The 16,398-nt window shown below is 59.8% G+C and carries 17 protein-coding genes; 3 read left to right on the top strand and 14 right to left on the bottom strand.

Annotated features, from left to right (window positions below):
- Positions 1–151 precede the first annotated feature (151 nt).
- Both GA0061100_RS12075 and GA0061100_RS12070 read left to right on the top strand, forming a co-directional pair.
- Positions 152–1,585 carry a sensor histidine kinase gene (locus GA0061100_RS12075; protein ID WP_143525420.1) on the top strand — a complete coding sequence of 478 codons (1,434 nt, stop codon included), beginning with the start codon at positions 152–154 and terminating at the stop codon, positions 1,583–1,585.
- Positions 1,582–2,226 (top strand): response regulator, encoded by a 645-nt coding sequence (locus tag GA0061100_RS12070; protein ID WP_075852940.1) that lies wholly within the window; start codon positions 1,582–1,584, stop codon positions 2,224–2,226. The genes GA0061100_RS12075 and GA0061100_RS12070 overlap by 4 nt, the downstream gene beginning before the upstream one ends.
- On the opposite strand, the gene GA0061100_RS34845 is transcribed toward GA0061100_RS12070, so the two are convergent.
- Positions 2,220–2,669 carry a hypothetical protein gene (locus GA0061100_RS34845; protein WP_075852939.1) on the bottom strand — a complete coding sequence of 150 codons (450 nt, stop codon included), beginning with the start codon at positions 2,667–2,669 and terminating at the stop codon, positions 2,220–2,222. The genes GA0061100_RS12070 and GA0061100_RS34845 overlap by 7 nt on opposite strands.
- 444 nt (positions 2,670–3,113) lie before the next feature.
- On the opposite strand from GA0061100_RS34845, the gene GA0061100_RS12060 reads away from it, so the two are divergent.
- A complete protein-coding gene (locus tag GA0061100_RS12060) occupies positions 3,114–3,437 on the top strand; it encodes a hypothetical protein (protein WP_075852938.1) in 324 nt (107 codons plus the stop codon).
- A 251-nt stretch (positions 3,438–3,688) separates the two neighbouring features.
- Here GA0061100_RS12060 and GA0061100_RS12055 read toward each other — a convergent pair whose 3' ends face one another.
- The 13 genes from GA0061100_RS12055 to GA0061100_RS11995 all read right to left on the bottom strand — a co-directional run bounded on the left by GA0061100_RS12055 (position 3,689) and on the right by GA0061100_RS11995 (position 16,384).
- On the bottom strand, positions 3,689–3,835 hold the full coding sequence (locus tag GA0061100_RS12055; RefSeq protein ID WP_075852937.1) for a DUF1127 domain-containing protein: 147 nt from the start codon (positions 3,833–3,835) through the stop codon (positions 3,689–3,691).
- A 239-nt stretch (positions 3,836–4,074) separates the two neighbouring features.
- On the bottom strand, positions 4,075–5,178 hold the full coding sequence (locus GA0061100_RS12050) for a LacI family DNA-binding transcriptional regulator (RefSeq protein WP_075852936.1): 1,104 nt from the start codon (positions 5,176–5,178) through the stop codon (positions 4,075–4,077).
- A gap of 25 nt (positions 5,179–5,203) precedes the next feature.
- Positions 5,204–6,211 (bottom strand): M14 family metallopeptidase, encoded by a 1,008-nt coding sequence (locus tag GA0061100_RS12045; RefSeq protein WP_075852935.1) that lies wholly within the window; start codon positions 6,209–6,211, stop codon positions 5,204–5,206.
- 99 nt (positions 6,212–6,310) lie between these two features.
- Entirely contained in the window at positions 6,311–7,090 is a 780-nt protein-coding gene (locus GA0061100_RS12040) for a transporter substrate-binding domain-containing protein (protein ID WP_075852934.1), read from the bottom strand.
- A 37-nt stretch (positions 7,091–7,127) separates the two neighbouring features.
- Positions 7,128–7,859, bottom strand: a complete 732-nt coding sequence (locus GA0061100_RS12035; RefSeq protein ID WP_075852933.1) for an amino acid ABC transporter ATP-binding protein — start codon at positions 7,857–7,859, stop codon at positions 7,128–7,130.
- On the bottom strand, positions 7,846–8,496 hold the full coding sequence (locus GA0061100_RS12030) for an amino acid ABC transporter permease (RefSeq protein WP_075852932.1): 651 nt from the start codon (positions 8,494–8,496) through the stop codon (positions 7,846–7,848). Before GA0061100_RS12030 ends, GA0061100_RS12035 begins: the two co-directional genes overlap by 14 nt.
- Positions 8,497–8,505: 9 nt before the next feature.
- Positions 8,506–9,174: an amino acid ABC transporter permease gene (locus tag GA0061100_RS12025; protein WP_143525418.1), complete on the bottom strand. Its 669-nt coding sequence runs from the start codon at positions 9,172–9,174 to the stop codon at positions 8,506–8,508.
- Between the two features lie 111 nt (positions 9,175–9,285).
- Positions 9,286–10,545 (bottom strand): alanine racemase, encoded by a 1,260-nt coding sequence (locus tag GA0061100_RS12020; RefSeq protein ID WP_083961338.1) that lies wholly within the window; start codon positions 10,543–10,545, stop codon positions 9,286–9,288.
- A gap of 270 nt (positions 10,546–10,815) precedes the next feature.
- On the bottom strand, positions 10,816–12,012 hold the full coding sequence (locus tag GA0061100_RS12015) for an alpha-amylase family protein (RefSeq protein ID WP_075853250.1): 1,197 nt from the start codon (positions 12,010–12,012) through the stop codon (positions 10,816–10,818).
- 10 nt (positions 12,013–12,022) lie between these two features.
- A complete protein-coding gene (locus tag GA0061100_RS12010) occupies positions 12,023–12,967 on the bottom strand; it encodes an amidohydrolase family protein (RefSeq protein ID WP_075852931.1) in 945 nt (314 codons plus the stop codon).
- Positions 12,964–13,917: an ABC transporter permease gene (locus GA0061100_RS12005; protein WP_075852930.1), complete on the bottom strand. Its 954-nt coding sequence runs from the start codon at positions 13,915–13,917 to the stop codon at positions 12,964–12,966. Before GA0061100_RS12005 ends, GA0061100_RS12010 begins: the two co-directional genes overlap by 4 nt.
- Positions 13,914–14,879, bottom strand: coding sequence for an ABC transporter permease (locus GA0061100_RS12000; protein ID WP_075852929.1), 966 nt, complete (start codon positions 14,877–14,879; stop codon positions 13,914–13,916). Before GA0061100_RS12000 ends, GA0061100_RS12005 begins: the two co-directional genes overlap by 4 nt.
- On the bottom strand, positions 14,876–16,384 hold the full coding sequence (locus GA0061100_RS11995) for a sugar ABC transporter ATP-binding protein (protein ID WP_075852928.1): 1,509 nt from the start codon (positions 16,382–16,384) through the stop codon (positions 14,876–14,878). Before GA0061100_RS11995 ends, GA0061100_RS12000 begins: the two co-directional genes overlap by 4 nt.
- Positions 16,385–16,398: the final 14 nt, after the last annotated feature.

The following is a 16,398-nucleotide window of genomic DNA, read 5'->3' as shown; positions in this document are numbered from 1 at the left end:
TCTGATTGATCTCATCCGATGGTCTCTTAGATTGTGTGCGCCGAACGGCAATACTCTCTTCACGGGACAAGGCGACCAGTGCCGACATTGCAACAGTTGACACTCCATCCCACTGGGATAGCTATACGGGGTTGGGAGATCAGTGCTGATTATGCCAGTTCTGCGAGCAAACCATAAATACAAGCTATCTCTGGCAGGTCTCATCGAACGCTGGAACTCCCAATCCTTGGCCAGACAGTTCCTGCTCGCCGGCGGCTTGGTGGCGCTCTGTGCGATGCTCGTTGTCGGCTCTTTCGTTGCCAGCCTGATCGAAAATGCAGTGACGCGGAATTCCGCCGCGACGACGGCCCTCTATGTTGACAGCGTCATCGCCCCGCTTCTGCCAGATATGCAGACCACCCAGGCTCTCGATGATACGGTCACCCGCGCTCTTGACGAAACACTCGGTCAGGGCGCGCTTGGTACGCGGCTGTTTTCGTTCCGATTGTGGCGTACCGACGGGACGATCCTCTATTCCAACAACAAGGATCTTTCCGGCAAGCGATTTCCGCTCTCGGACAGTCTCAAGACGGCTTTTTCCGGCCGAATGGTCGCCAAATTCAACCGGATTGACGATGTGGAAAGCGTTGCCGAACGCAATAGCGGCAAACCGCTCCTGGAAATCTACAATCCCGTGCTTCAGCCCTGGTCGGGCAAGGTCGTCGCCGTCTCCGAATTTTACGAGGTTGCCAACGATTTCGAATGGAGCCTCACTCAGGCCCGCCTGTTGAGCTGGCTTGTCGTTGCCTTGTTCACACTGACATTTTTCGCTCTCCTGTCGATCATCGTCCTGCGAGGCAGCCGCACCATCGACAATCAACGCAAGGCGCTCAATGGCCGTATCGGCGAACTGTCGACGCTTCTTCGACAGAATGAGGCGTTGCGAGCCCGTGTTCAACGCGCGACCCAGCGCGCAGCAGCGCTTAACGAAAGCTATTTGCGCCGTATTGGCGCCGACCTGCATGACGGCCCCGCCCAATTGGTCGCTTATGCCTCTTTGCGGCTGGACAGCCAAACCCTCGTCAGCCCCACGGCCTCGCCGGACGAGCGCGAGGCCTCGCTACGCACTATCAAGTCCAGTCTCGACGACGCCATGACCGAAATCAGGAGTGTTTGCAGCGGACTGATGCTGCCTCACATCGAGACGGACAACCTGACCGATCTCCTGAGGCGCGCAATCCGTGCCCACGAACTGCGCACTGGCGTCGCCGTCGCGCTTCTGGTCGGTACAACGCCGACAGACCTTTCGACCTCCGCGAAGATATGCGTCTATCGCTTTGTCCAGGAAGCCTTGAACAATGGCTATCGTCATGCAGGCGGCATCGGACAAAAGGTCGTGCAGGCCTTGGAAGACGGCCAGATCGTGATCGAGGTTACCGATGAAGGGCCGGGATTCGATCCGAAAGAGGTCGGCCCGCAGAAGCTTGGCCTTGCCGGCCTCAGGGATCGGGTCGAAAGCCTCGGCGGTACCTTTCAACTTTTATCGTCGAACCGGGGAACCATCGTTCGCATGTCCCTGAACATCGAGGAAATGGAGCAGGCATGAGAGCCTCAATCAGTTTGGCGGTCGTAGACGACCACCCTCTCTTCAGGGAGGGCGTTATCCGGAGCCTGACCGAAATGGATGGGTTTAGCATCGTTGGCGAGGGCAGCAGCAAGGAGGACGCGTTGCGCATAGCAGCAGAACACCGTCCGGACATCCTGTTGCTCGACATTTCCATGCCGGGAGGAGGACTGGATGCCATCTCTCTCATTCTCGCGCAGATACCCGATCAGAAGATCGTGATGCTGACGGTCTCCGAGGCAAGCGACGACGTGATGGCGGCGCTCAAGAGCGGCGCAAAAGGTTATGTTCTGAAAGGCGTTGGATCACGGACCCTCGCCGATATCATTCGCAGCATTGCCGCAGGTGACAGCTATGTCGCACCGACACTATCGGCTCGTCTGATTTCGGAAAACGGATCTGGTACGCAGATCAATCCCTTCAGCGCATTGACGGATCGCGAACGGGAAGTGCTGGAGCTGGCTTCTGCTGGATTGAGCAACAAACATATCGGGCTGAAGCTTGATCTGCACGAAAAAACCATCAAGCATCACATGACGCAGATCTTTGCCAAGCTGGAAGTGAGCAATAGAACGGAAGCTGCGATGGCATTCCGGGATGAACTCGAAAGGCGCCGTCAGTGAAGGAATGATTTGAGCCGCTGCTCGTCGGCGATCGTCGCATTGCGATTGACGATGGTGCGGCCCTTTGAATCCTTCATCACATAGCGTCCGCTCCGTATATTTTCGCTCATGCCATCCTTGTGATGAACGGTGATCGAGCCGCCGCCATCATCAGTGGATTGATCGGAATCGACCTGGCTTTGCGTTGCGCTCTTGGTGCCGGACGATTGGCCATTGGCGTTGCCGTTGCCATTGTTGCCATTTCCGTTCCCATTGTTGCCGTTCCCACCTCCATTGCCGCTGTTGCCACCGCCATTCCCGTTGCCTCCCCCATTGCCGTTTCCGCCGCCGTTACCATTGCCGCCGCCATTGCCGTTACCCCCTTTGGCCTCGACTATTTGCTGCGCAAATATCGCGGAAGCACCGTGAATTTTAATAGTGTAAGGGAGTGCTGTGCTGACCATGGTCAGCAACAGGCACGGCAAAGCAGCAATAAGCTTTCGACGCAACAACACCTACAGCCTCCTGAGGCTCCGATTGGCTCCGTCGCCCGAACACGTCATCATCTAGCGCCGATTGGCAAGGATCTCCGATCCATATCAAATCGCCGCAACACTGCGATGGGTCAAGTCTTATCGATCGGATGGACCTCCACTTGGACTTCAGCAACCATGGCAAAGACCTTTCGCCAACCTGTCATCAGACTAACGTCCAAGAAGGAACTGGACCGAAGCCCAATTGCATGATTGCGTTATTGAAAACGACTTCGTCGGGTCGATATGTCTGCGGACACACCGACGCCTTGCCGATGCAAAATACTATGGCCGGGAATCCAATAGTGCCTCTGCAAAAGATCGCACTCAATATATCGATGCCTGCGCAATCGATCCGACACGAGGGGAGCTGCAATGACCCAGCACTGGAGGATATTTCTAGCCCGTTCCGCGCCGCCGGGTGCAATATTGGATTTCTCGGCAGCCGAGTTCGCTCTCGAGGTCGCGATCAATTTGCGGTATTGCCTGAACCTCGTACGACCAACACCGGAATGTATCGATTTGGCTGACCTCGTTTTGCTGCGAGCCAGAAACTATGGCGAGGCAAGAATGGGTCACAAGCCACAGCTATTCGCAGAGGCAGAAGATGCACTTGCCAGTGCAACAAGGCTGCTCGCGATCGAACTTGAATATTGCGCAAAACAGAACATGAAAGGCAGCTGCGAACAAGCCGCCTGAAATCTTCGCCATGTTACCCGCCGCGATAAAAGCGAAAAGCGTTGGCGATGGGTATGATTTGCCAATGGCATATCAAGAAGAAATGTAGGCCGGTCGGAACTCGGGCGATCGCCTTCAACGATACCAGACATCGCGGTACGATGTGCGGCTTCTAGCGGCTATTGGTTGTCCAAGAAACGCGGCGATGCTGTTGGCCCCGGAGGCCTCCTTCGGCGGCGCATACCTTAAGGGTATGCGCTCGAAAACAAGGCTTAGTTGCCGCGAGCGCCGCTGACGGCGTAGGGGATATGCGAGCGGGCGATGCCGAGATCACGAAGAACATGGTCGTCGAGGGCGGAAAGCTCGCGTATGGCTCTGCGCTGTTCGCTAAAGCGCTTAATCTTCTCAATTACTCTCATTTTTACGGTCTCCTTTGCTGACGCACCGGAGATAGGCATTTATCCGCCTAAATAAAATGCACATGCCTGCAAGATAGCCATGCCACTTTTGCAGAGCTCATGACGGCGAGATTGGGTGCTGAACTTTACCATCGGCTCCGAAGCCCTATTGACCGAGTGCGCTGGCGTGAGGTCCGGATCGTCAAATCAGCCGATTGTAGATGAGGTAGCGTCATGCGGCTCAAATCAACCTGGCTGCATCAAAGGCTGCCACGAAGGATCAAAGCAAGGGGGAGACGTCGTATGCGCTCTTCTGTTTTCCGCCCTGAAAGCCGGGCCAGCAGCATCTCGCCGGCGGAACGCCCAAGCGCGGCACTATCGACGCCGATGGTGGTCAAACCGGGTGGAATTTCGGCGGCGATATCGCTATCGCCGAAACCGACGACCGCAAGGTCCTCGGGAACCGAAATGCGGCGACGGCGAGCTTCCATGATGCAGCCAAGCGCAAGCAGATCGTTCCCGCAGAACAGGGCTTGAGCGCCGGTCTTCCTTTCCAGAAGGTCCGACAGGCATCGGCGCCCGTCGGAGGGGCCAACCACATCGTCGACGAGCAACTCGCCGACCAAATCGAGCCCCGCCTCATGGCAACCTTCACGGAAGCCCTTCAGGCGCAAAGCGCCACGGCCGCCCTTGCGGCCGATATAGGCGACCTTCTTGTGTCCCTGCCTGGCAAGGCTCGATGCTGCAAGCCTGCCAGCCTCGGTATTCGAGAAGCCGACCAGCATGTCGATCGGGTCACGGGGCAGCGCCCATGTCTCCATGATCGGGATGTCGAGGCCCCGCAAGACCTCGCGGTTCGCTTCGAGCTCGATGACCCCGGTGAACATCACGGCAGCGGGCTTCAGCGCTTGCAACGAGCGGATGGCGGCCGTTTCGCGTTCGTAGGAGTAGGATGTCTGGCCGACCAGAAACAGGTAACCGGCGGCCTCCAGAACCTCCGCGCAGGCATGCAGGGCAAGCGCGAACTGCTCGCTGAACATGTTCGATGCAAAGGCGAGGACGACATTGGATCGCCCGCTTTTCAGCGCGCGGGCAAAGGGATTGACGCGATAGCCGGTCTGCTTCACCGCCTGAAAAATGCGCTCGCGTTTTTCTGCGCTCACCTGCTCGGGATTGCGCAGGGCGCGCGATACGGTGATCGGCGCGACATCCGCCAGCCGCGCAACGTCTCCGATACTGGCGGAGGCCCCATCCGGCACCTGTCCGCCGATCTGCATCGTGCCTTCGGCGGCGGAGGCCGGAATGCGGACGACATCGTCATAAATGACGGTCTCATCATGTGCATCCCTTTGATGATCAACCATGAATATTCGGCCCCACGCTACCGTCTCAGTCCTTGATTATCCGTCCGACCTGAATGAGGCAATCGCCGGCTTGGCACTGCGTGTGCAGGCGGCGGGAAATGACGATGCCGGCTGCGGCGAAGTGCAGCTCTTCCTCAAGCTCTCCAAGACGCTCGAAATCATGGTACCAGCCTGCGACATCGCCCTCTTTCACCTCTGCGCCGATATCGACGGCCGGCTCGAACCAGCCTGTGCGGCTGGCGTAGATCGCCTGATCGTGCGAGTCGAGCTTCAGCAAACGGGTTGTCTGGGGTGCGGAGCGCGTCCGCAGCAGCGATTTGTCGGTGATGCCGGCTGCGATCAAAAGGCTGTTAATGGCGAGCGCCGAAATCGACATGGTTTCAGGCGTCACCGTGCCGCCGCCGCCGAATTCGCCACTGATGCCGATTGCGCCGGCGCGAGCGGCCGCGGCCATCGATGTCGGCGCGTCCACGCCGTTTCGGGCGATAAAGGCATAGGGCATGCCGAGAGCTTTCAAAAGCTCGGTCGCCCGCTTGTGGCGCTCTGGATCGTCGCTCTCTTCGATCAGTCCGGTCGGCAGGTGAGCCATCGACGTTCCGCCGGAATGCAGATCGAAAACGATATCGTGGCGAGGGAAGAGATCATGCTCGAGGAAATGGGCCATGCGGCTTGTCGGCGTACCCTCGAGGCTACCCGGAAAGGCGCGGTTCAGATTGCCGCCGTCGAGCGGCGAGCAGCGGCGCGCATTCATCACTGCCGGCATGTTGGCGAAGGGCAGGATCGTCAATGTGCCGCGAATGTCCTGCGCCGTGACGATACGGATGAGACGCACAAGATTGATCTCGCCCTCATATTCGTCGCCGTGATTGCCGGCCATCAGCAGGACCGAAGGGCCTTCGCCGTTGCGAACGACGCATATCGGCGTGCGAACATGGAAATAGGGCGATCGGTCGACGGAGAACGGAGCCGAAAGCCAGGCGGAATGCTTGCCGTCCGCGTTGAAGTCGATCGAATGGAATAGTCCGGTATGCATGAGGTGCCTTCCGCGCCGGATGCCCGGCATTTGCATGAGCGGTATTGGTCTAAGGGCTTGAAGGCCCGCCGGAAGGCGGGCCTGGAATTGCCGCGGATCTTACATGTGCGGAAGGGTCTGCTCTTCCTTGAAGAAGGTCTTCTGCAATTTCGCCAGATCACCGTTCATGTTGTGATAGAATAGGAATGTATTGATCCAGTTGAGGAAATTCTGTTCCCCCTGCTTCACCGCGACATGAGCCGGCGATTGGCGGATAAGGAAGGCAAGCGAGACCGGCTTGCCGGGGTTGTCTTCCGTCACCTTCGCCGCAATCGCGCTGTTTTCAGCAAAATACTGCGCCTGCCCTGCCAGGAATGCCGAGATTGCCGAGGGTGTATCCTCGAACCGGATCAGCTTGGCATCCGGTGCATTGTCCGTCAGCCATGTGTCGAGCGTCGAGCCCTTGGCGACGGCAATCTGCTTGCCGGCAAGGCCGGCGACATCCGTGATCGGAGCACCGGGGGCACCGAAGACGCCCAGGCTGACCGCGGCATAGGGCTGGGAAAACATCACCTGCTGCGCCCGCTCCGGCGTGGCGCCGGCTGCGGCGATCAGCACATCGATCTTGTCGGCAAGCAGGCTCGGAATACGGCTCGGGCCGGTCAACGGCACGATTTCGAGCTCGGCATTCAGGTCCTTCGCCATCATGCGGGCAAGCTCGACATCAAGACCGGTGTCCTTGCCATCCGCACCCTTGTACCCCCAGGGTGCGGCATCGAGGAGCACACCGACGCGCAGTTTGCCGTTCGAGACGACGTCGGCCAGCGTATCGGCACTGGCTGGCAAGGTAAGGCTCGCAAGCGCGAAGACCGCCGCGAAGATGCTGCTCAGAAATTTCATATCATTCCCCTTTTGTCGAATGGCTTCCTTCCGCCGGTCAATGACTGTGATGACCGATGAAACTTTTCAGCTCGGGCGTTTGCGGATTGGCAAAGAGGCTCTTCGGGTCTCCCTGCTCCCAAACGCGGCCTTGATGCATGAACACGAGCTTGGTCGCGACGTTACGCGCGAAGTTCATTTCATGGGTGACGAGCACCATCGTCATGCCCTGTCGCGCCATCTCCTCCATCACTTTCAGCACCTCCCCGACCAGTTCGGGGTCCAACGCGGAAGTGACCTCATCGAACAGCATGAGGTGCGGCGACATGGCGAGGCAGCGGGCAATGGCAACACGCTGCTGTTGCCCGCCCGAAAGCTGCTCGGGATAGGCGCGGAGCTTGTCGGCCAGGCCGACGCGCTCCAGCACCGAGAGCGCAAGCGCGCGAGCGGCCGGTTTCTCAACCTTGCCCGTCAGCACGGGCGCCAGCGTGACATTGCGCTCGATCGTCATGTGCGGGAAAAGGTTGAAGGCCTGAAAGACGATGCCGACCTTCTGACGCATGGCGCGCAGATCGCGCATATCCGCCGATACCGCTTGGCCTTCGAGCAGGATCTCGCCCGCCTGGATGGTTTCAAGCGCATTGATGCAGCGAAGCAATGTGCTTTTGCCGGAGCCGCTGCGTCCGATGATGGTGACGATCTCCCCCTTCTCGATGTCGAGCGAGACGCCCTTGAGGACCTCGAGGTGGCCGTAGTTCTTGTGGACGTTCTTGATTTCAACGAGCGCCATTGAGCCGCGCCTCCAGCTTGCGGGACCAGGTGGTCAAGGGAAAACAAATGGCAAAATAGATGCCGGCGATCAGCAGGTAGACGAAAAGCGGCTGGAAGGTTCCGGCGCTGACCACCTGCCCCGCACGCGCCAGCTCGACAATGCCGACGACTGAAGCGAGAGACGTGTTCTTGACGAGCTGCACCAGAAAGCCGACGGTTGCCGGGAGCGCGACGCGGAATGCCTGCGGGCCGATGATGTGGACGAATTGCTGCCGCCAGGAAAGGCCGAGACAGGCGCCAGCTTCCCACTGAGCCTGTTTGACCGCCTGGATGCCGCCGCGCCACACGTCGCCGAGAAAGGCGGCCGTGTAGATGGTGTAGGCAGCACCGACCGCCACAAGCGCCGGCACGTCGGTCCCAAGCAGGACCGGCACACCGAAATAGAAGAACATCAGCAGCCCGAGCAGCGGGATACCCTGGACGAGATCGATGAAGGCGCTCGCGGTGAAACGCGGCAGGATGGCTTTGCCGGTGCGGGCAATGGCCAGCAGCACGGCCAACGGCGCGCCGAATGCCAAGGCCATGGCCGCCATCAGGAAGGTCCATTCCAGCGCCGTCAGAAGGAAGAGGAAATCGGAGAATGTGAACGAACGCATCGTCTGACCCTATCGGCGCGTCGGCCAACGGAAGACCATCCGGCCGATGACGGCAAAGGCGATCTTGAAGAGAATGACGAGCGCGAAATAGATCGCGCAAATGAGCGTATAGACCTCGAAGCTGCGATAGGTGCGGCTATCGATGAAGCCAGCGACATGAAAGAGCTCGTCGGCGGAGACCTGCGAGGCGATCGACGTGCCGAGCAGCAGGAGCACGAACTGCGCCGTTACGGAAGGATAGATATTGCGCAGGGCGGGTGGCAGCACGATACGCGACAGCACCTGCCAGCGCGTGAGGCCTAGACATAATCCGGCTTCAACCTGGCTGCGGGGAATGGAGTCCAACCCCGATCGAATGATCTCGATCGCATAGGCACCGAAATAAGTGGAGAGCGCGACGATTGCCGCCTGTATTGGCGAGAACTTCAGGCCAAGGCCGGGCAGAACGAAGAAGATGATGAAGATTTGCAGCAGCACGGGTGTGTTGCGAATGACCTCGATATAGGTCCTGATCGCATATCTGACAGGCTTCGGTCCGCCGCGCAGAAGCACTGCCCCGGCAATGCCGATGACGATGCCGGCAGCAGCGGCAACGAAGGTCAGCAGCAAGGTCGTCACGACCCCGTCATATAGCTGCGCCTCGTAGCGCCAGATGGGTCTGAAATTCAGTTGCGGCATGTCCCGCTCCCAGAGCTTTTCCGCTTTTCTTTGAAAAGCGAAAACGCTCTATCCTTTTGTTTCTACGTAATTCCAGACGGAAAACCGCTACGCACTTTTCCTGGAATTGCTCTAGTGAAAATAGGTGCGGTAGCGATGCGCAATCCGACCGGCGGCATCGGTGACATAGAAAAAGCGCCAGCGGTCGAAACAGGTGCAGGGATGCGAAATGCCGAACTCGACGATATCGCCGATCCTCATAGCGCAATCACCCGCGACTGCCAGGAACGCATGCTGATCGTTCAGCTTCGTCACCTTCGCCTTTGATGACAAATCGCCGTCCAAGGCGGCGCCGTCCCTGTGAAGCACAAGCGGCAGAGGCTGGTCCTGGTCGAAGGAGACGTCGCGCATTCCCATGCCGACGATGGCAAGCCCCGGCTCCGGCACGGAAATGACCTCGGCCCAAAGGCGCATGGCAGGCTTGAACCTCTCATTGGCGACGAAGGGCTTACCGTCGAGCATCAACAGGGCACGGCGATCCAATGCCTCGAAACCGCGCCTGTATATGCCGTGATCGGAAAAGAAGATCGCGCCGGAACGCAGCAGCAAGGGCGCGTTGCCATCAGCCTTTGCGACCGGCATCAAGGCGTCGATGACGCGGTCGAAATGAGCGGAGCCACCTGCAGACAGCAATAGGGTTTTATCCGGGTTGGCCTGACGGGCGAGAACAAAGGTCTCCGCCGTCAAAGCGAACAGGGCAGCCATGTTGGCATCCAGCCGTTCCGGCGTCTCGCCGGTGACCGCGCCTTCATAGGTACCGACCCCGGCAAGCGTGAGGGATGGGGCGGACGTGATGACATCGATGACCTGCTTTGCCTGCGAAGTGGTGCGCGCGCCGGTACGACCGGCTCCGACCTCCACAAGAACCGGGAGAGGCGTTTTATCCCATCCGCTGAAAGCTTGCGCCAATGCGCCTGCGGCTTCCGTCGAGTCGGCAAAGCAGAAAATCTCCGCCCCGGAAAAGGTATCCGCCAAGCGACGCAACCGCTGAACCGATGCAGTTCCGCCGATCTGGTTGGCGATCAATATGGTTTTGACGCCGGCGGCCAACATGATTTCGGCCTGCTGCAGGTTGGCAACCGTCGCGCCCCAAGCACCGGCTGCGATGAGATTATGCGCGATCTCCGGACACATGGGCGTCTTGGCATGCGGCGCGATCCTTGCGCCATAGGCACCGAGGAGAGCAAAAAACGTATCGCGATTGTGACGGTAGATATCCTCGTCGACCGTCAACGCCGGCAAGACAAGCTGGCCGCCGGCTGGGCGCAAGTCTTTGTAGAGTGCCGCCTCTTCCTCGACGACGGCCGTCGAATCCCGCACTTCCTGAGACATGAATTTCAACTCGATCCCCATTTGGTAACGTTATCATTTATCATCGTGTAACACCCGATGGTAACGTTGTCATTTTGAATCTGCGATGCCTCGATATTTTTCTGCAGAGTTTTCCTGCGGGGCAAAGGAGGCCCGCTTCGTCATCCTATCGGAGGCCTCATGCCGAGGGGTTGCGAAGCGACGCCCGCGTATGCGAGCGGCACCCAAGCCATGACGATCTCGTCGGCCACGCCCCATTCTGATCGGGGCCAATGTAATGCCGAGCGCCGTTTAGAGACCGTCTACTGCCATCCGGACCCAGTCCAGTCGCTTGGCCGGAACCAGGCCATAGTTGTAGAAATTGATGCCGTCGGCGCCTGCGTCGATCGCCGCCCTGCTGCGGGCGGCGAGATCGGCACCCGAGGTGATCTCGGGATAGAAAAGGCGGCAGCCGAGGCCAAGATATTTCTCCGGCCCCAATGCCTTGCGCCCGCTGTCGATAACGGCCGCCACGGTATCGGGCTGCATGTCGTAGCAGCAAAGGATGGCTCCGTCGCAGATCTCGCCGACTGCCTCAAGGTCGACGCCGCCGAGCCAGCCATCCTTCAGATCGATAAGCACGATCTTGGTTGCGGGATCGGCCTCGTCACGTATTTCCTTGACGAGACTGGTAACCGGCTCCGTCCGCCATTGCAGATAGGCGTGAAGATCGGGCCAGGCCTTGAAGACATCGATGCCGCCGGAAGGGAAATCCGGAAACTGCCTTTCGGGGGTCTCGCGCTCGCACATCGCAGCGATAAAACTGGAAACCGTCCGGCGCGCCGCATCGGCGTTCACCCCTGCCTTTGCTGCGCGTGCCATGCAATGATCACAGAAGCAAAGAGACAGGAGGAAATCATCCTCGGCATTCAGGCCGACGCCATCCTTTTCGTGATGGAACTCATGTGCAAAGCCCATGAAATTCGGGCTTTCCAGCTCCAGCATATCCGGCTTGTAGTGCGTCGTGACATTCTTGACGAGAGTGACGACATAGTCGCGCGCCGCCGGGCTCGAAGGGCAAAGATTGTAGTAGTTCGGATTGCCGAAAGCGTTGCGGGTGACATGTGCGGGATGCAGCGTGCCGAGCCGTGTATTGTGCAGGCAGACGGTCCAGCAGGAGACCCTAAGGCCGCCTCTCGATCGCTCGTCGATGAGGGCCTGCAGCATGTCGCCGTGTTCGACGACATGCTGTGCCACCAGTGGACGGATCTCCTTGTCCTGCCACAGCGCCTCATTCAGTCGAAAATAGACCGTGCCATCCTCCGGGAAATAGGCTTTCCTCATAGGGCTGCGTGGTTGGAGGAAACGGCCGGCGTGGTAGGACGTCGCAAGGCTGATCGTATTGAGGCCGGCGCGATCGCGCAGATCAGCAACCAGGCCCGCGATACCTTGTTCCTGAACATCCCAGGGATAGGTCCACATGGAGAGATGTCTGGGCTCAAGCGTCATATCCTGCATTTTAGTCCCCGCTTGTGCCGTCCGGCTCTAACCCGAGACGGTAGGTAAGATTGGCCGTAGTGAAGAAAAGGTCACCTTGTTCTTCGTTGCTCAACGCTGCCGCCACGGTTCGGAAAACATCATAGACCTCGTCAAAGGAGGCATGCAGCCCGGCAACGGGAAAATCGCTGGCAAACATCGCCCGCCTGGTACCGAAGCATTCGAGGCAGTGCACGATGACCGGCCGCAGGCTTTCGAGCGTCCATTGCGGATCGTAGGCGACGAGATCGGAAATCTTGATCCGGACATTGTCCGCCCGCGACAGCTCTCGCAACCCGTCCCGCCAGGCCGTCATCCCCTCGAGACTGCGATCGGCCGGGCTGCCGCAATGATTGACGACGAACATCATGTTGGGAAAATCCGCGACCAGCCGGACGGCCTCATCGAACTGCCAGGGAAACAACATCAAATCGAAGACGAGCCCAAGCCGCTCGGCATGTCGCAGCCCCAAGCGCCAGCGATCGTCCTGCATCAGCCCCTTCGTCTTGGCAAAGCTCTTGGCCGGCTCCAGATGCCAACTCACGATGTCGCGCAATCCGACGACGCGAGCATTTGCCGCCTCGGCCTCGATCCGGGATGCGGCGTCGGGGCTATCCAGCGGAACGCGGGCGATGTAGCGGCGGGCAACTCCACCTGCCTTGTCGAGCGTATCGAGCCATGCCGTTTCCTCAGCCAGATGTGCCTGCGACCAGCCGGCTTCGACATGAACGGTGGCGACAATATTCTGCCCCCTGGCATCGGCTAAATAATCCTTTGCATCATAGTTGCGGCGGATGGGTTCGATGCTGCCGAAGACCATCTCCTCGTCGGCACCGTTTTTTCGGCGGAGCCAGGGATGACGATCGAGGGACAGATCCCAGAGGTGATGATGAGGGTCGATCACTGGGCCTGCGTAACGCGGGCTCATCGCCGCGCCTCCCGGCCTGAAATCAGCAGCAGCGCCAGGATAAGCGATCCGAACATGATCGAGCGCCACCCGGCCGACGCATTGACGACTGTGATGAGGGCCGTCGTCGTCACTAGCAGGATTGCGCCTGGAATGGTGCCGGCATAGGTGCCGCGCCCGCCAAGAATGGAAGTGCCTCCAAGAACAACGGCGGCGATGGACGTCAGGAGATAGGGATCGCCGATCCCGACGTAACCCTGCCTGTTCATCCCCAGGACCAACATGCCGGCAAGACCTGCAAAGAACCCCGACAGCCCATAAAGGATGAGGGTATTGCGGATCACGCTGACACCGGACAATCGTGCAGCAACCACATTGGCGCCGAGCGCCAGAAAGCGCGCGCCCATGGGCGTTCGATGCAAAAGCACCAGAACCGCGGCAGAGACGAGCACCCAGAGGATGATGCCCGCCGGAATGCCGAAGGGGCGTGCCGAGCCGAGCCAGATGACGGCGGCGTTCGTTACGGAAACCGCGCTGCCGCCAGCGACGATCACCAGAAGCCCCTGCAGAAAGGTTGCCATTGCCAGGGTCATGATGATCGGCGGCACGCGCAGGAAAGCAGCACCGGCGCCGTTGAGTATGCCGATCACTGTCGCAAGCATCAGCGACAGGACGATCCCGACAAGGCCCGTCGGATCCCAGCCCGGCGAAATCAACGGCAGCATGATCGCCGTCACGGTAATGACCGCACCGACCGACAGGTCGATGCCGCCCATGACGATCACCAGCGTTTGGCCGGCGGCGACAATGCCGATGACGGCGGAAAGTTCGAGAATATATCGCAGGTGCCCATAGGCACCAAAGCCGCGCAGCGTAAGGCTCGCGATCACCCAGACGATAGCGACCAGGATCAGCGTCAGCAGCGGCGGATGGCGCAGCAGTGACTTCAGACGGGAGGAGAGAGCGCTCATTTCGTCCTCCAGCGCTGTGACAGTTCGGGGATGGCGACGGCTCCGACGATGATCAGCCCCTGCGCGACATATTGCGCAACTGGCGGGAAGCCGAGGAAGAACATCACGTTGATCATGACGGACAAGAGCAGGCTACCGCAGATCGCTCCGCGCATTGTGCCTTTGCCGCCGAGAAAGCCGACACCGCCCAGGACGGCACCGGCGATCGAATTGAGGGTGAAGGGATTGCCGATGACCGGATCTCCCGAACCTGTCTGAGCTGCGACAAACAGGCCGGCGAGCGTGGCCAACAGGCCGGAGATCGCAAAAGCCGTCACTTTCATCACTTCGACGGGCACGCCGGATCGAAAGGCGCCGACCGGATTTTCGCCTGCCGCATAAATGCCGAGCCCGACCGGCGTCGCCAAAAGAAGCTTCCATCCGATCAGCGTGGCGACGAGCAGGCAGAATGCAACGGGCCGGTCGCCGGCCAGCAGGTCCGAAAACCAATCCGGGATAAACCCGCCCGGACGCGGCAGGATCAACAGGGCGATGCCGCCGATAATGAAAGAGCCCGCCAAGGTGACGATGATCGCCGGAAGCCTAAGATAGGCGACGATAATGCCGATCAGCGCACCGATCAGCAGCCCTGCTGCCGCGACAATCGCAATGCCGCCGACCGCACCGATAGCGTCGCCGCCCATCATCGTTGCCGCTATGACCGCCCCCAGGCTGACCAGTGGGCCGATCGCCAGGGTGATGCCGCCATTCAGCATCAGAAGCGTCTGCGCCATCGTGACGAGAGCGAGCGGAAACCAGTTCTGGGTGAATTTCGAAAATCCGCCAAGGCCGAAAATGCCTGGAAACAGCCAAGCATACAGGAGCAGGAAGGCCGCAACGACGATATAGAGGCCGCCGATACCGCGGTTGCGCTGCCGCTGGATGCCCCAATAGAGCCGCGAAGATATGGATCCAGCCGTCATGCGGCAACTCCTCTTTCAGAAACGCCCATGGCCGCGCCGACGATCGCTTCCTCGGAAATCGCCTCCCGCTCCAGCAAGGCGACATTCCGGCCTTCATTGAAAACGAGGACCCGGTCACAGAGATGGACCAGCTCGGGCGTGTCCGAGGAGAGCAGGACGACCAGCCTTCCCTCGGCCGCGAAGGCACGCAGCATGAGATAGATTTCCCGCTTGGTCTCGATATCGACGCCGCGGGTGGGGTCGTTCAGCAACAGGACGGACGGCGATCGCGGCAGCCATTTGGCAAGGGCGACCTTTTGCTGGTTTCCGCCCGACAATGCCTGGACGGGGCGCTGCGTATCGCCGCGAATGGTCAACCGCGCGGCAAGATCGGCAACAAGACTGCGTTCGGCCGAGCGGTCACGCAGGAACTTGCGGGCTAGATCACCTATATTCGGCAAAACCAGGTTCGATGCGATCGAATGCGGCAGGATCAATCCTTCTCGCTTTCGATCCGCCGGAACATAGGCGAGCCCCGCCGCATTGGCGGACCCGACGTCGGCAAACAGGCCGTGATGCGCGCAAATGCTTGCCTCCCCCGCCGAAGCCGGCAGCGCGCCATATAATCCCAGCAGGAAATCTTCCTGGCCCTGGCCCACGAGGCCACCGATGCCGACAACCTCCCCGGCCCGCGCGGAGAAATTCACGCCACGGACCATTCCTGCCGAAAAGCCGCTGACATTGACGAGTTCCCGGCCGGATGGCGCAGGCGCCCATGCCGGAAAAAGATCGCCGGCATCCCGCCCGACCATCAACCGCACGAGGCCCTCCGCATCGACATCCGCAAGCGGCTGGTCTGCGGTCACAACCCCATCCTTCAGGATCGTCACGTGAGAGCAGAGCGCGCGCACCTCATTCAAGCGATGGGATATGAACAGAAGAGCGACGCCTTCATCGCGCAGTCGCATCATCAGTGATGACAGGATGCCGGCCTCGTGCGCCGACAGCGACGATGTGGGCTCATCGAGGATCAGCACCTTCGGCTTGCGAAACAGCGCCTTGGCGATCTCCACCAGCTGCCGACGGCCGAGCGAGAGATCACCGACCGGCGTGTCGAGATCCTCCTCCAACCCGACGAGCTCGCAAACACCGCGCGCCTGCTCGTGAAGCGCGCGATAATCGACAAAGCCGAAGCGCCGGGGATAGGCACCGAGCCCTACGTTCTCGGCGATCGACAATTCCTGCATGAGGCTGAGCTCCTGCTGGACAACAGCAATTCCGGCCTTGCGCGCGTCTGCCGGGGAGAACCGGGATACTTCCCGGCCGTTCAGTAATACTTGGCCGCTGTCCGGCACCAGCGTGCCGGACAGAAGATTGATCAGCGTCGACTTGCCCGCCCCGTTTTCACCAAGCAAGGCGTGGATGCGCCCCGGCTGCAGCGCGATATTCACGCCCTTGAGCACGGGATTGCCGAAAAAGCCCTTGAAGACCTGCTTTGCCTGAAGCAGGGGCGGACGATCGATCATGTTTTGAACCTTCG

Origin of the sequence: Martinezella hainanensis (genome assembly GCF_900094555.1) — a bacterium.
Classification (GTDB): Bacteria; Pseudomonadota; Alphaproteobacteria; order Rhizobiales; family Rhizobiaceae; genus Rhizobium; species Rhizobium hainanense.
This window is presented reverse-complemented; position numbering and strand designations above follow the sequence as displayed.